This is a genomic window from Streptomyces sp. NPDC093252, assembly GCF_040683675.1.
Taxonomy (GTDB): Bacteria; Actinomycetota; Actinomycetes; order Streptomycetales; family Streptomycetaceae; genus Streptomyces.
This window is the reverse complement of sequence record NZ_JBFBEM010000014.1, coordinates 49,136-64,187: the sequence shown is the minus strand read 5'-3', so window position 1 is coordinate 64,187 and position 15,052 is coordinate 49,136. Positions and strand designations below refer to the sequence as shown.

9 protein-coding genes are annotated in these 15,052 nt (G+C 72.3%); 3 read left to right on the top strand and 6 right to left on the bottom strand.

Annotation, left to right across the window (positions count from 1 at the left end):
* Window positions 1-108: 108 nt before the first annotated feature.
* A complete protein-coding gene (locus AB0O01_RS27245) occupies window positions 109-1,011 on the top strand; it encodes an LLM class flavin-dependent oxidoreductase (protein WP_365317351.1) in 903 nt (300 codons plus the stop codon).
* Window positions 1,012-1,070: 59 nt separating this feature from the next.
* Window positions 1,071-1,964: a Cof-type HAD-IIB family hydrolase gene (locus AB0O01_RS27240; protein ID WP_365317349.1), complete on the top strand. Its 894-nt coding sequence runs from the start codon at window positions 1,071-1,073 to the stop codon at window positions 1,962-1,964.
* 216 nt (window positions 1,965-2,180) lie between these two features.
* Here the strand turns inward: AB0O01_RS27240 and AB0O01_RS27235 are convergent, their stop codons facing one another.
* From AB0O01_RS27235 to hisC, 6 genes are all read right to left on the bottom strand, one after another.
* A complete protein-coding gene (locus AB0O01_RS27235; protein WP_365317347.1) occupies window positions 2,181-3,233 on the bottom strand; it encodes a M23 family metallopeptidase in 1,053 nt (350 codons plus the stop codon).
* Window positions 3,234-3,437: 204 nt separating this feature from the next.
* On the bottom strand, window positions 3,438-5,036 hold the full coding sequence (locus AB0O01_RS27230; protein WP_365317604.1) for a GAF domain-containing protein: 1,599 nt from the start codon (window positions 5,034-5,036) through the stop codon (window positions 3,438-3,440).
* A 249-nt stretch (window positions 5,037-5,285) separates the two neighbouring features.
* Window positions 5,286-9,062, bottom strand: coding sequence for a thiol reductant ABC exporter subunit CydD (gene cydD, locus AB0O01_RS27225; RefSeq protein WP_365317345.1), 3,777 nt, complete (start codon window positions 9,060-9,062; stop codon window positions 5,286-5,288).
* 119 nt (window positions 9,063-9,181) lie between these two features.
* A complete protein-coding gene (gene cydB, locus AB0O01_RS27220; protein ID WP_365317343.1) occupies window positions 9,182-10,186 on the bottom strand; it encodes a cytochrome d ubiquinol oxidase subunit II in 1,005 nt (334 codons plus the stop codon).
* Window positions 10,187-10,206: 20 nt separating this feature from the next.
* Window positions 10,207-11,712 (bottom strand): cytochrome ubiquinol oxidase subunit I, encoded by a 1,506-nt coding sequence (locus tag AB0O01_RS27215; protein WP_365317341.1) that lies wholly within the window; start codon window positions 11,710-11,712, stop codon window positions 10,207-10,209.
* 391 nt (window positions 11,713-12,103) lie between these two features.
* Window positions 12,104-13,183: a histidinol-phosphate transaminase gene (gene hisC / locus AB0O01_RS27210; protein ID WP_365317339.1), complete on the bottom strand. Its 1,080-nt coding sequence runs from the start codon at window positions 13,181-13,183 to the stop codon at window positions 12,104-12,106.
* 617 nt (window positions 13,184-13,800) lie between these two features.
* Here hisC and AB0O01_RS27205 point away from each other — a divergent pair.
* Window positions 13,801-14,913: a LacI family DNA-binding transcriptional regulator gene (locus AB0O01_RS27205; protein WP_365317337.1), complete on the top strand. Its 1,113-nt coding sequence runs from the start codon at window positions 13,801-13,803 to the stop codon at window positions 14,911-14,913.
* Window positions 14,914-15,052 lie beyond the last annotated feature (139 nt).

Below are 15,052 nucleotides of genomic sequence, written 5' to 3'. Positions count from 1 at the left end.
GGGGAGGGGGGAGGGGAGGAGAAGGGAAGTGAGGTGCGGTGCGGTGGATGTTTCACGTGAAACACGCGAAAGACGTGGAACCGGGGCGGCAGGCTTAGGCTCGGACCTATGAATCTGCGCCTGAGCACCGTGATCCTTCCGCATCGCCGCTGGCAGGAGGGGGGTCGCGGAGCCTGGGAGCGGGCCGAGCAGCTCGGGTTCCACGCCGGATACACCTACGACCATCTGTCGTGGCGCAGCTTCCGCGACGGCCCGTGGTTCGGGGCCGTACCGACCCTGACGGCCGCCGCGGGCGTCACCGAGCGAATGCGTCTGGGCACGCTGGTCACCTCCCCGAACTTCCGGCACCCGGTGACCCTCGCCAAAGAGCTGATCTCACTCGACGACCTCTCCGGCGGCCGGATCACCCTCGGGATCGGCGCCGGAGGCACCGGCTTCGACGCCACCGCGCTGGGCCAGGAGCCCTGGTCGCCCCGGGAGCGCGCCGACCGGTTCGGCGAGTTCGTCCCACTGCTCGACCGGCTGCTCACCGAGGACGCGGTGTCGTACGAGGGCAACTACTACTCGGCGCACGAGGCCCGCAACATCCCCGGGTGTGTGCAGCGCCCCCGGCTGCCGTTCGCCGTCGCCGCGACCGGGCCGCGCGGACTGCGCCTCGCCGCCCGCCACGGCCAGGCATGGGTCACCACCGGCGACCCCCAGCTCTACGAGACCGGCACCCCCGAGCAGTCGGTACGTGCCCTGCGCGGCCAGGTCGAGCGGCTCGCGGACGCCTGCGCCGAGCTGGGCCGGGAGGTGAACGCCCTGGACAAGATCCTGCTCACCGGGTTCACCCCGGACCGGGCCCGGCCCCTGGAGTCGCTGGACGCGTTCGTGGACTTCGCCGGGCGGCACCGCGAGATCGGCTTCACCGAGATCGTCGTCCACTGGCCCATCCCGGACACCGACTTCGCCGCCGACCAGAAGATCTTCGAGCAGATCGCGATGGAGGGAGTGGCGCAACTGGGGTAGGTGCCGTCCGGAGAGCCGTTTCCACCCGGCCCACCCGGCCCACCCGGTCCTACTGGCATATGCGCGACAATGACCCGGTGACCTCAGCGACTCGACAGCCCGGTACCCCGGACGCCGCCACGCCGCCCCGACTCATCGCCACCGACCTCGACGGCACTCTGCTGCGCGACGACAAGTCGGTCTCCCCGCGTACCGTCGCCGCCCTCGCGGCGGCCGAGGAGGCGGGCATCGAGGTCTTCTTCGTCACCGGCCGCCCGGCCCGCTGGATGGATGTCGTCAGCGACCATGTCCACGGGCACGGCCTCGCCATCTGCGGCAACGGTGCCGCCGTCGTCGATCTGCACGGCGGACCCGGCGCCCACCGCTTCGTCACCGTGCGCGACCTGGCCCGGGACAACGCGCTGGACGCCGTACGGCTGCTGCGGGACGCGGCGCCCGGGACGGTGTACGCGGTGGAGCAGACGTACGGCTTCAATCAGGAGCCGGACTATCCCAAGCTGCACATGGAGATACCGGATGTGCGGGCGCCGGCCGAGGTGCTGCTGCGCGGGGACGCGCCGGGTGCCTCCGAGCCGGTGCTGAAGATCCTCGCCCACCATCCGACGCTGGACCCGGACGTCTTCCTCGCCCTCGCCCGGACCGCCATCGGCGACCGCGCCAATGTCACCCGGTCCAGCCCCAGCGCGCTGCTGGAGATCAGTGGGCCGGGTGTCTCCAAGGCCAGCACGCTCGCCCTGTGCTGCGCCGAGCGCGGGATCTCGCCCGAGGAGGTCGTGGCCTTCGGCGACATGCCCAACGATGTCGAGATGCTGACCTGGGCAGGCCGCTCGTACGCCATGGGCAACGCCCACCCCGAGGTGATCGCCGCGGCCTCGGGACGCACGGTCGCCAACAACGAGGACGGGGTGGCGGTGATCATCGAACGGATGCTGGGGGAGCGGCGGGTGAGGTAGGGCAGGGCACAGCAGCGGGTCAGGGAGGGGGACGGGGAAACGGGACGGGGAGCGGGAGCGGGACGGCCGTCGTCGCGGTCCGGCGTTCGGGCCCCCTCCCAGGCTCGCACCCGGGCCCGATCCCGGCCACCTCGATCCCACGTCCCGGATCCGCCCACCCCTGTCCCCTGTCCCCCGTCGCCCGTCCCGTCCACCCCGTCCCGCACCCCGGTCGGCTCACACCCCCACCCCCCTCCCCCGCAGCCACGCCACCGGATCCACCCCCGACCCCGGTTCCGGGGTGACCCGTACCTCGAAGTGCAGATGGGGGCCGGTGGAGTTGCCGGTCGTGCCGGACTGGCCGATCCACTGGCCGCCCGCCACCCGCTCCCCCTGGTCGACGGCCACCGACGCGAGATGGGCGTACTGGGTGTAGGAGCCGTCCGGATGCTGGAGCACGAGCTGGATGCCGAACGCCCCGCCGCAGCCCACCCGGACCACCCGGCCCGCCCCGACCGCCCGGACCGGTGTGCCGACCGGCACCGCGAAGTCCTGCCCGGTGTGCCGGTTCGCCCAGCGCGCCCCGCCGCTGCCGAACCCGGCGGAGAGTTCGTAGCCCTCCACCGGCGCCACCCAGCCCGCCGCGAACCCCTCCGGCGGCTGGTCCAGCCGGACCGCGCCCCGGCAACTGCCCGCTGCGGCGGACGCGTCGGCCTCGCCCTGCAACCGCCCCCGGGCCCGCTCCAGTTCGGCCTCGATGCGCTGCTTCAGTGCGGCGAGTTCGGCGGTGTGCTCCCGGAGGTCCCGCCAGGCCGCCGCCGCCCTCGCCTCGTCGGCGGCGAGGCGCTGCTCGGCGCGCACGCTCCTGTCGACGGCGTGCCCGACGGCCGTGTTCGTCTGCGCGAGGGCGTGCTGGCGGCGCATCAGTTCCTCGGGACTGTGGGCCAGTACGATCCGCGCGGCCAGCGGCAGCCCCCCGCCGTCGCGGTACTGGGCACGCGCGATCCGGCCGAGGTCCTCGTGGAGGACGGCGATCTCCCGCCGCCGCTCGTCGAGCAGCCCCTCCAGCCGCCGGACCTCGGCTCGCTGGAGTTCCGCCTCCCGCCGGCCCTCCTCGTACTGCCGGCCGGCCGTCGCCGCGTCCGCGTAGAGCCGCGCCACCTGCGCCGCGGCCGAGCCGTCCCCGTCCCCGTCCCCGTCCCCCGAAGGACCGGTCGGCCGGGCCGCGAGCACGGCGGCGGCACAGCACAGCACCGTGACGAGCAGAGGACGGCGGCGAAGTGAGCGCATGTCAGCGATCGTGGCCCGCGGGAGGGGAGCGGGGCGCGTTCAGGTCGTACGGCCGGGGGACGGGTTGCTGCGGACGGGTGGAAACGGGCGGGGGGCGCGGACGGGGGGGGGGAGCGCGGCCGGGGCCGAATGACCGGTACGGGCGGTACAGGTGGTACGGAGGGGAGTAGGGGCGCCCCGCACGCCTCCCCCGTAGGACGCCCCCTAATACGGCGCCTCCCACACCACGCTCGCCCCGCCCCCGTCCGCCCCGATGCCCGGCCCGTACCAACTGTCGCCGCCGAGGGACTCCGCGCGGAGGCGAAGGTTGCGCAGGCCGCTGCGGCGGCCCCCCTCGCGGATGCCGACCCCGTCGTCGGCGACGGTGAGGCGGACGCCCTCGCGGCCGTCGGGGAGCCGTACCGTCGCGTCGACCACCACCTCGATCCGGGAGGCCCCGGCGTGCCGGAAGGCGTTGGAGAGCGCCTCGCGCAGCGCCGCGATCAGGTTCTTGCCGGTCGGCTCGCCGACCAGGGTGTCCAGCGCGCCGATGAACCGGTGCGCGGGCTTGAAGCCGAGCGGCACGGCGGCCGTGCTGATCTCCCGCAGCACCCGGGTGCGCAGCCCGGACGGCACCTCGGCCGGACCCTGCTGGAGCGCGAAGATCGCGGTGCGGATCTCCTGGATGGTGACATCGAGTTCGTCCACCGCCCGGCCCACCCCGTCGCGCACCTCCGGCACCACCGAGCGGCGCTGGGCGCTCTCCAGCATCATGCCGGTCGCGAACAGCCGCTGGATGACGAGATCGTGCAGGTCACGGGCGATCCGGTCGCGGTCCTCGTAGACCGCGAGCCGCTCCCGGTCGCGCTGGGCCTCCGCCATCATCAGGGCCAGCGCCGCCTGGGAGGCGAACTGGATCGCCAGGGTGCGTTCGGCCTCGGTGAAGGGGCGCTCGCCGCGCGCCCGGGGCAGCACCAGGGTGCCGAGGACCCGGCCGTCGCTCTGCAACGGCAGCATCATCGTCGGCCCGTACGGCCGGGCGAGGTCGGTGACCATCCGGTGGTCGGTGGCGGCGTCCTCCAGGAACACGGCCTCTCCGACGAGGAGTTCGGCGACGATCCTGCTGTCCGGCGGGATGACCCGGCCGAGGGCCCCGGCGGACCGGTCGGCGGCGGCCACGGCGACGATCTCCAGCCCGCCCTCGTCGGCGGGCAGCAGCACGAACCCGGCGGCCGACCCGGACAGGCGCCGGGCCTGCTCGGCGACGACCTGGAGGGCGTCGTCCGCGTCCTGCCCGGACAGCAGCGCGGTGGTGACGGCGACCGACCCGTCGATCCACCGTTCGCGCTGCTTGGCGGCCTCGTAGAGCCGGGCGTTGCCGATCGCGATGCCCGCCTCGGTGGCCAGCACCCGCACCATGCCGAGGTCGTCGGCGCCGAACGGGCCCCCGCCGCGCTTCTCGGTGAGATACAGATTGCCGAAGATCTCGCCCTGCACCCGGATCGGGACGCCCAGGAAGCCCCGCATCGCCGGGTGGTGCGCGGGAAAGCCGCAGGCGCGCGGGTCGCTGCTCAGATCGTCGAGCAGCACCGGTTCCGGGTCGTGGATGAGCGCTCCGAGCAGCCCCCGGTGCCCGTCCGGCAGACGGCCGATCCGGCGGGCCGTCTCCTCGTCGATGCCGTGGTAGACGAAGTCGACCAGACCGTCCCGGTCCTCGGCGACCACGCCGATCGCGGCGTAGCGGGCGTCGGTCAGGGAGGCGGCGGTCTCGCAGATGCGGTCCAGCGTGGAGTGCAGTTCCAGGCCGCTGCCGACCGCCCGCATCGCCTCCAGCAGCCGCGCCACCCGCCCACCCGGCCTCCCGGGGAGACCCTCACCGGGCACGAGGGGCCCAGGGGAACCGGAAGCGCCGGAGGAGCCGGGGGAACCGGAAGCGCCCGGGGAACCGGAGGAGCCGGGGGGCGGGACGGCAGCTACCATCCCCCGAGGGTAATTAGTCCTATTTGCCATGAAAAGCGGGAGGACCGAAAACCCACCGAACGCCCACCACCCCTCACTCACAGCCGCCCCCCCCTACACCACCCCCACCCCTACCCCCACCAACCCCTCCGTCTCCGCCTCCCGCGCCGCCAGCTCGCGCAGCGGCCCCTCCACCGCCACCAGCTCCGCGTACGTCCCCCGCTGCGCCACCCGGCCCGCGTCCAGGACGACGACCTCGTCCACGGCCTCCAGCCCCGCCAGCCGGTGGGTGATCAGCAGGGTCGTCCGGCCCTCAGTCGCGGCCAGCAGATCCGCGGTGAGCGCGTCGGCAGTCGGCAGGTCGAGATGCTCGGCGGGCTCGTCCAGGACCAGCACCGGGAAATCGGCCAGCAGCGCGCGGGCCAGCGCGAGCCGCTGCCGCTGACCGCCCGACAGCCGCGCCCCGTGCTCCCCGACCAGCGTGTCCAGCCCCTCGGGCAGCCCCTCGGCCCACTCCAGCAGCCGGGCCCGGCCCAGCGCGTCCCGCAGCTCCCCCTCGGTCGCGTCCCGCCGCGCCAGCAGCAGGTTCTCCCGGACCGAGCTGTCGAAGAGGTGGGCGTCCTGGGCGCACAGCCCGACCAGCCCCCGGACGTCGTCCCCGTCGAGGGCGTACGCGTCCACCCCGGCCAGCGTGTACGCGCCCGCGTCCGCGTCCAGGAACCGCAGCAGCACCTGCGCCAGCGTGGACTTGCCCGCGCCGGACGCGCCGACGACGGCGATCCGGCGGCCCTCGCCGAGGGTGAGGTCGACCCCGGCGAGCGCGTCCCGGTCCTGCCCGGCGTACCGGGCGGTGAGCCCCTTGAGGACGACCGGGAACGGCGAGGCCGGTGCCTGCCGGGGCCGCTCCGGCTCCCGTACCGGCTCCGGCGCGTCCAGCACCTCGTACACCCGCTCGGCGCTCTTGTGGACCCGTTGGCGGAAGCGGACGGCGATCGGCATGCCGAGCACCGCCTCGAAGGCGGCGAGCGGGGTCAGCACGACCACGGCCAGCAGCAGCCCGTCCAGCCGCCCGGCGGCCACCGCCTGGACGCCGACCAGCGCGGCCCCGGCGACGGTGAGGCCGGTGATCAGCGCGGTCAGTCCGTCGCCGAGGGCGGTCGCGGTGGCGGCCCTCGAGGTGATCCGGGTGAGCACCCCGTCGGCCTCGCGGGCCTTCGCGGTCCGGGCGGGCAGGGCGCCCGCGACGGTGAGTTCGGCGGTGCCGGTGAGCAGGTCGGTGACCCGGGTGGCCAGTTCGCCCCGGGCGGGCGCCATCCGGCGTTCCGCGCGCCGGGACACGGCCCCGGTGATCAGCGGCACCCCGGCACCGGCCAGCAGCAGCCCCACCGCGAGCACCGCACCCGCCTCGGGCAGCAGCCAGGCCGTGAAGCCGACGGACGCGGCCGAGACCGCCACCGCCGCACCGGCCGGCAGCAGCCAGCGCAGCCAGTAGTCCTGGAGCGCGTCCACGTCGGAGACCAGCCGGGACAGCAGATCGCCCCGCCGGGTCCGCCGCAGCCCGGCGGGCGCCAGCCGCTCAAGGCGCCGGTAGACGGCGACCCGGGTGTCCGCGAGCATCCGGAGCACGGCGTCGTGCGACACCAGCCGCTCCGCGTACCGGAACACCGCCCGGCCGATGCCGAAGGTCCGGGTCGCAGTGACGGCCACCATCAGATATAGCACCGGGGGCTGCTGCGAGGCGCGGGAGATCAGCCAGCCGGAGGTGGCCATCAGCCCGACCGCGCTGCCGAGCGCCAGGCTCCCGAGGAGCAGCGCGAGCCCCAGCCGGCCGCGCCGGGCGCCGGACATGGCCCGCACCCGCGCCAGCACATGCCCCGTCCGGCCCGCCCGGGGCACCTCGGCGGCCTCGTCCCCGGGGCGCCGGACCACGGCGGCACCGGGCACCCCGTCGAACGGCCACGCCTCGATCTCCTCGGCCGATTCCCCCCGGACGGCCTTCTTGGCCGGTACCCCCCGGACGGCCTCCTCGGCCCGTTCCCCCCGGACGGCCTCCCCGGCCCGCTCCCCCGGCACAGCCTCCTCAGCCCGTTCCCCCCGAACGGCGGTCCGAGCCACCCCGCCCCCGGCGGTGCCCGCCGACGACACGGGCAGCGGCGCCCCCTTGTCCATCCCCGCCGGCCGCGCCACCGTCTCGGCCCCCGCCGGCCGCGCCACCGTCTCCGTCCCCGCCAGCCGCACCACCCGGTCCGCCACCGCCAGCAGCGCCGGACGGTGCACCACCAGCAGCACGGTCCGCCCGGCCGCCAGCCGCCCCACCGCCCGGACGACCTCGGCCTCGGTCTCCCCGTCCAGCGCGGCCGTCGGTTCGTCCAGCAGCAGGACGGGCCGGTCGGCGAGGAACGCGCGGGCCAGCGCGAGCCGCTGCCGCTGCCCCGCCGACAGCCCGGCCCCGTCCTCGCCGAGCACAGTGGCGGCGCCCTCGGGCAGCGCGTCCACGAACTCCAGCGCCCCCGCGTCCGCGAGCGCCCGCCGCAGGGCGGTGTCATCGGCGTCGGGGCGGGCGAGGCGGACGTTCTCGGCGATGCTCGCCGCGTACAGATGCGGGCGCTGCGGCACCCAGGCGATCCGGGACCGCCACTGCTCCGGGTCGAGATCGGCCAGGTCGGCACCGCCGACCCGCACCCGTCCCGCGCTCGGCCGGACGAACCCGAGCAGCACGTTCAGCAGCGTGGACTTGCCGGTGCCGCTGGGCCCCACCAGAGCGACCGTCTCGCCGGGTGCCACGGTGAGCGACACCCCGGAGACGGCGTCGGTGCTCCGGCCGGGGTAGCGGACGGTCACCGACTCGAAGGCGACCGCACCCGCCGGAACGGCACCCGCACCCGCCAGCATCGCCCCCGCCCCCGCCGGGACGGCCCCCGTACCCCGCTCCGGCACAGGCGTCTCCAGCACCTCGAAGATCTCCTCGGCCGCCGCCAGCCCCTCGGCCGCCGCGTGGTACTGCGCGCCCACCTGCCGCAGCGGCAGATACGCCTCCGGCGCCAGGATCAGGATCACCAGACCGGTGTAGAGATCGGACTCGCCGTGCACGAGCTGCATGCCGATGGTGACGGCGACCAGGGCGACCGAGATGGTGGCGAGCAGCTCCAGCGCGAAGGAGGAGATGAAGGCGATCCGCAGCGTCCGCATGGTCGCCTGCCGGTAGTCGCCGGTGATCCGCCTGATCGACTCGGCCTGCGCCTTGGCCCGGCCGAAGACCTTGAGCGTCGGCAGCCCCGCCACCACGTCCAGGAAGTGCCCGGACAGCCGGGACAGCAGCCGCCACTGACGGTCCATCCGGTTCTGGGTGGCCCAGCCGATCAGCACCATGAAGACCGGGATCAGGGGCAGGGTGGCGACGATGATCGCGGCGGACACCCAGTCCTCGGTGACGATCCGCGCCAGCACCGCCACGGGGACGACCACCGCGAGCCCCAGTTGCGGCAGATAGCGGGCGAAGTAGTCGTCCAGCGCGTCGATGCCCCGGGTGGCGAGGGCGACGAGCGAGCCGGTGCGCTGTCCGCTGAGCCAGCCGGGGCCGAGCGCGGCGGCCCGCTCCAGCAGCCTGCCCCGCAGCTCCGACTTCACGGCCGCACCGGCCCGGTGGGCGGCGAGTTCGGTGAGCCAGGACACCAGCGCCCGGCCGACCGCGACCGCCACCAGCAACAGCAGGGGAGTGCGGAGTTCGGTGACCGGCAGCCCGCCCTGGAAGGCGCCGACCACCACCTCGGCGATCAGCATGGCCTGGGCGATGACCAGACCGGCCCCGAGGACACCGAGACCGACGACCGCCACCAGGAAGAGCCGGGTGGCCCGGGCGTAGCGCAGCAGACGGGGATCGATTGGTTTCACGTGAAACAGGCCCTTCGGTCCGATCCGGTGACACCGGGAACGGGGGAATTCAGAGGAGGCAGAAGGGTGGTTCGGGGGGTGTTTCACGTGAAACACCCGCCCGACACCGGATGCCGGACTCAGTGCACGGGGTCGGCGATGTGCTGGGTACCGATCCGCTTGCGGAACACCCAGTAGGTCCAGGACTGGTAGAGCAGCACGATCGGAGTGGCGATCGCCGCGCACCAGGTCATGATCTTCAGGGTGTAGGGGCTCGACGAGGCGTTGGAGACCGTGAGGCTCCAGTCCGCGTTGAGCGAGGACGGCATGACATCCGGGAAGAGCGAGAGGAACAGCATCGCCACGGCGGCGACGATGGTCACCCCGGAGAAGGCGAACGACCAGCCCTCGCGCCCCCTCTGGTTGGCCCCGAGCGCCGCGACCAGCGCCACCACCGCCACCACCAGGGCGATCAGGCTCCAGCCGTTGCCGTCCCGGACCTGGGTCCAGAGCAGGAACGCCAGCGCCGCCACGGCGGTGAGCAGACCGACCCACAGGGCCAGCTTGCGCGCCCGCTCCCGGATGTCACCGACCGTCTTCAGCGCCGTGAACACCGCCCCGTGGAAGGTGAACAGGGTCAGCGTCACCACCCCGCCCAGCAGGGCGTAGGGGTTGAGCAGATCCCAGACGTTGCCCACGTACTCGAAGTTCTGGTCGATCTTCACCCCGCGCACGATGTTGCCGAAGGCCACACCCCACAGGAAGGCGGGGATCAGCGAGCACCAGAAGATCGCGTTCTCCCAGTTGCGCTGCCACTTCTCCTCGGGCCGCTTGGCCCGGTACTCGAAGGCCACCCCCCGCACGATCAGCGAGACCAGGATGATCAGCAGCGGCAGATAGAAGCCGGAGAAGAGCGTGGCGTACCACTCGGGGAAGGCGGCGAAGGTCGCGCCGCCCGCGCTGAGCAGCCACACCTCGTTGCCGTCCCAGACCGGGCCGATGGTGTTGATCAGCACCCGCTTCTCGGGCCGGTTGCGGGCCAGCAGCTTGGTGAGCACCCCGACCCCGAAGTCGAAGCCCTCCAGGAAGAAGTAGCCGATCCACAGGACGGCGATCAGAACGAACCAGACATCGTGCAGTTCCATGACTGTGCAGCTCCCTCGGCCTAGTAGGAGAAAGCCATCGGCTTGTCGGCGTCACGGGAGTCGCCGCCGATCTTCGTGGGCGGGTTGAGATCGGCCTCGGTCAGCTCGGGCGGCCCGGCCTTGATGTACTTGGCGAGCAGCTTGACCTCGATCACGGCGAGGATCGCGTAGAGCGTGGTGAAGACGATCATCGAGGTGAGGACCTCGCCCTGGGAGACCCCGGGGGAGACCGCGTCACGGGTCTGGAAGAGCCCGTAGACGACCCAGGGCTGGCGGCCCATCTCGGTGAAGATCCAGCCCCAGGAGTTGGCGATCAGCGGGAAGGCCAGGGTCCAGATCGCGATCCGCCAGTACCACTTGCCGACCCGGTCGCCCAGGGGCTTGCGCAGCAGGACCAGGTTCGGCACCTCGTCCTCACCGGTCCGGTACTGCCGGGACAGCAGGAACTTCTTGCGGGTCAGCCACAGCCCGAGCAGCCCGATGGCCAGGGAGGTCATCCCGAAGCCGATCATCCAGCGGAAGCCCCAGTAGGCGACCGCGATGTTGGGCCGGTAGTCGCCGGGTCCGTACTTCTCCTGCTCGGCCGCGTTCACATCGTTGATGCCGGGGACGAACGAGCTGAAGTCGCTGTGGGCCAGGAAGGACAGCAGGCCGGGAATCTCCAGGGCGACCTTGTTGTGGCCCTCGTCGACATCGCCGTAGGCGAAGATCGAGAAGGGTGCCGGGGCCTCGCCGTCCCAGAGGGCCTCGGCGGCGGCCATCTTCATCGGCTGCTGCTCGTACATGATCTTGCCGAGGGTGTCGCCGCTGATCGCGGTGAACAGTCCGCCGATCGCCACGGTCACCAGGCCGAGCCGCAGCGAGGTCCGCATCTCGCTGATGTGCCGCTTGCGCACCAGGTGGAAGGCCGCGATACCGACCATGAAGGCGCCACCGGTGAGGAAGGCCGCGGAGAGCGTGTGGAACGCCTGGGCCAGCGCGGTGTTCTGGGTCAGCACCAGCCAGAAGTCCGTCAGCTCGGCCCGGCCGCGCTCTCCGTTGATCTTGTAGCCGACCGGGTGCTGCATCCAGGAGTTGGCCGCGAGGATGAAGTACGCCGACAGGATCGTGCCGATCGACACCATCCAGATACAGGCCAGATGGATCCTCTTCGGCAGCTTGTCCCAGCCGAAGATCCACAGCCCGATGAAGGTCGACTCGAAGAAGAAGGCGATCAACGCCTCGAAGGCGAGCGGCGCGCCGAAGATGTCACCGACGAACCGGGAGTAGTCGGACCAGTTCATTCCGAACTGGAACTCCTGGACGATGCCGGTGACCACGCCCATCGCGATATTGATCAGGAAGAGCTTGCCCCAGAACTTGGTGGCTCTGAGGTACTTCTCCTTCTCCGTGCGCACCCAGGCGGTCTGGAGTCCGGCTGTGAGGGCGGCCAGCGAGATCGTCAGGGGGACGAACAGGAAGTGGTAGACGGTCGTGATGCCGAACTGCCAACGCGCCAGGGTCTCTGGCGCCAAAGCCATTTCCACGTCGTCAGTCTCCTTACATCGCCGTGGACACAGTGGCAGTTTGCCCCTTATGTCACACCCAACAAGGGAGCAACCGGGACACGCTTGTGAACGCGTTCACATTCACAAGCCATTATGACGTACCGATTTTCGACTCTTGACAGGGGGTCCCCCTGCCGCTCCGATCAGTGACCCGGACCACACGAGCGGGACGCACGCGACCGACATGCGGGGGGGCATGCGGGACGCACCCGGACGGCACGCGGGCGGCACACGGGGGGCACGCGGACGGCACCCGGGCGGCACGCGGACGGCACACGGGGGGCATGCGAAAGGGCACGGCGCCCTGGACGCACCGTGCCCGATCACCACCACCGCTACCCGCTCCTTCCCCTCCCCCCGGAGCGGAGCGCTACAGCTCCTTGCGGAACGTCTCCGCCGCCCTGAGGAAGATGTCGTTCCCCTCGGTCTCGCCGATCGTCACCCGGACCCCCTCGCCCGCGAACGGCCGCACCACGACCCCGGCCCGCTCACACGCCTGGGCGAACGCCGTCGTACGCTCCCCCAGCCGCAGCCAGACGAAATTGGCCTGCGTCTCCGGCACCGTCCAGCCCTGGGCGCGCAGCCCGTCGGCCACCCGGGTGCGCTCGCACACCAGCGAACCGACCCGCCCGAGCAACTCGTCCTCCGCCCGCAGCGAGGCAATGGCCGCCTCCTGCGCCAACTGGCTCACCCCGAACGGCACCGCCGTCTTGCGCAGCGCCGCCGCCACCGGCTCGTGCGCCACGGCGAAACCGACCCGCAGCCCGGCCAGGCCGTACGCCTTGGAGAAGGTCCTCAGCACACACACGTTCGGCCGGTTCCGGTACAGCTCGATGCCGTCGGGCACCTCGGGATCACGGATGAACTCCCGGTACGCCTCGTCCAGCACCACCAGGACATCGCCGGGCACCCGGTCCAGGAACCGCTCCAGCTCGGGCCGCCGCACCACGGTGCCGGTGGGGTTGTTGGGATTGCATACGAAGATGAGCCGGGTCCGCTCGGTGATCGCGTCCGCCATAGCGTCCAGATCGTGCACCTCGCCGCCGGTCAGCGGCACCTGCACCGACCGCGCCCCGCTGATCTGCGTGATGATCGGGTACGCCTCGAAGGACCGCCAGGCGTAGAGCACCTCGTCGCCGGGGCCCGCGGTGGCCTGGATGAGCTGCTGGGCGACGCCGACCGAGCCGGTGCCGGTGGCGAGATGCGTGAGCGGCACCCCGAACCGGTCCGACAGCTCGTTCACCAGCCCGGTGCAGGCCAGGTCGGGGTAGCGGTTGAAGGACGAGACGGCGGCCGAGACCTGCTCCAGCACCCCGGGCAGCGGCGGATAGGGGTTCTCGTTGGAGGACAGCTTGTACGCTTCCGGCCCGCCGGACGGGGCCGGCTTGCCCGGCTTGTAGGTGGGGATCCCCTCCAGCACGGCGCGCAGCCTGGGGCTCGTCTCGGTCACCGCAGTCCTCCTCGCGACCACCGGCGGCCCATCACTGCCCCCGGCATCCAATACTGCATACCTTAGGAGGATTCGGCCGCGCTGCGTAGCGGTCGGCGGCGAGGCAACGTTCCGGGGCGACGCCCCCGGCGCCCGGCCCCGACCTCGGCACACCTCCTGGGGCGGGGCCGAGAACAGGCCCCAGGTCCCGAGAAGACAGATCCCGAGAGGACAGGCCCTGAGAGGACAGGCCCCGAGAACTGGACCCGAACACCCCCGAAGTTCACCACCCCTCCCCCCTCCGTTCGACCGAGTCCCACCCTCCCCACAGGCATCAGAGACATCAGGGTCATCATCGTACGAATCTGTACGAATACCGGGGGCGCCTCACATATATCTACGCGCCGGTGGCTCACGCCGTGGCGCGCATCCCCCATGAAGGTGAGTTGAGACCTCTTCGAAACATCGGGCACTTGGCAGGCGGGTGCTCGCCGACAAGTCACGTACTGCACAATAGGCCGCCAAGTCCCTTACATTCCAAGGTAATTCATCCCGTGCGACCATGCAGAAACGTGCCTGTCAACGGGTGCATATGCGCCCGCCCTACCCCGCCGCCTGAGCCCTACTATCGGCTCGCCATGACAGCAGCAGGGAAGCACCAGGTGAGCCGCGCGGAAACCTCACGTCGAGGCAGCCGGCCGAGCCGAGCGGGCATCAGAGACGTGGCCGCCGCCGCCGGAGTGTCCATCACGACCGTCTCCGATGCCCTGAACGGCAAGGGCAGACTCCCCGATGCCACCCGACGCCACGTTCGTGAGGTCGCCGACCGGCTCGGATACCGCCCTTCGGCCGCCGCCCGGACCCTCCGTACCGGCAAGTCGGGACTGATCGGCCTGACCGTGACGACGTACGGGGATGAACCTTTCACCTTCACCGAGTTCGCGTACTTCGCCGAGATGGCCAGAGCCGCCACCTCCGCCGCGCTCGCCCGCGGCTACGCCCTCGTCATCCTCCCGGCGACCTCACGCCACGACGTCTGGTCCAACGTCGCCCTGGACGGCACGGTCGTCATCGACCCGTCCGACCAGGACCCGGTGGTCAGCGAGCTGGTACGGCAGGGCTTACCCGTCGTCTCCGACGGCCGCCCGGCCGGGGCGCTGCCGGTCACCGCGTGGGTGGACAACGACCACGAGGCCGCCGTCCTCGGCATCCTCGACCATCTCGCCGACGCGGGCGCCCGCAGGATCGGCCTCCTGACCGGCACCACGACCGACACCTACACCCATCTCTCCACCACCGCATACCTTCACTGGTGCGAACGCATGGGTCAGGATCCGGTGTACGAGGCGTACCCCGCCCACGACCCGTGCGCGGGCGCCGTCGCCGCCGACCGTCTGCTCGCCCGCCCGGACCGCCCGGACGCGGTCTACGGACTCTTCGACCCGAACGGCACCGATCTGCTGGCCGCCGCCCGCCGCTACGGACTGCGGGTCCCGGACGATCTGCTGTTGGTGTGCTGTAGCGAATCCACGGTGTACGCCAACACCGAGCCGCCCATCACCACGCTCTCCCTGAAGCCCCGCCGCATCGGCACGGCCGTCGTCCAGCTCCTCATCGACGCCATCGAGGGCGTCGACACCGACCACCCGGTCGAGCAGGTGATACCGACGGAACTGATCGTGCGGACGTCGTCCCAGCGGCGGTCGCCACGCACCACGGTCAGCCCCCCGAGGTCACCGGACAACCGGTAGCGCCGCGATGCGGGACGGGGTCGGCCGGACCCGAGGGCGGGGCAGCGGCGGTCGCCGTGGTCCCGCCCTCGGTGTGTTCCGCCCCGGGGCGTCGCGGCGCCGCGCCGGGGGCGTGGCCCGGTCCTCACGGCGCCGCGCG

Coding starts and splice junctions, on each gene's coding strand:
- AB0O01_RS27245 (WP_365317351.1), top strand. CDS start 109: ATGAATCTGCGCCTGAGCACCGTGATCCTTCCGCATCGCCGCTGGCAG.
- AB0O01_RS27240 (WP_365317349.1), top strand. CDS start 1,071: ATGCGCGACAATGACCCGGTGACCTCAGCGACTCGACAGCCCGGTACC.
- AB0O01_RS27235 (WP_365317347.1), bottom strand. CDS start 3,233: ATGCGCTCACTTCGCCGCCGTCCTCTGCTCGTCACGGTGCTGTGCTGT.
- AB0O01_RS27230 (WP_365317604.1), bottom strand. CDS start 5,036: ATGCGGGCGGTCGGCAGCGGCCTGGAACTGCACTCCACGCTGGACCGC.
- cydB (WP_365317343.1), bottom strand. CDS start 10,186: ATGGAACTGCACGATGTCTGGTTCGTTCTGATCGCCGTCCTGTGGATC.
- AB0O01_RS27205 (WP_365317337.1), top strand. CDS start 13,801: ATGACAGCAGCAGGGAAGCACCAGGTGAGCCGCGCGGAAACCTCACGT.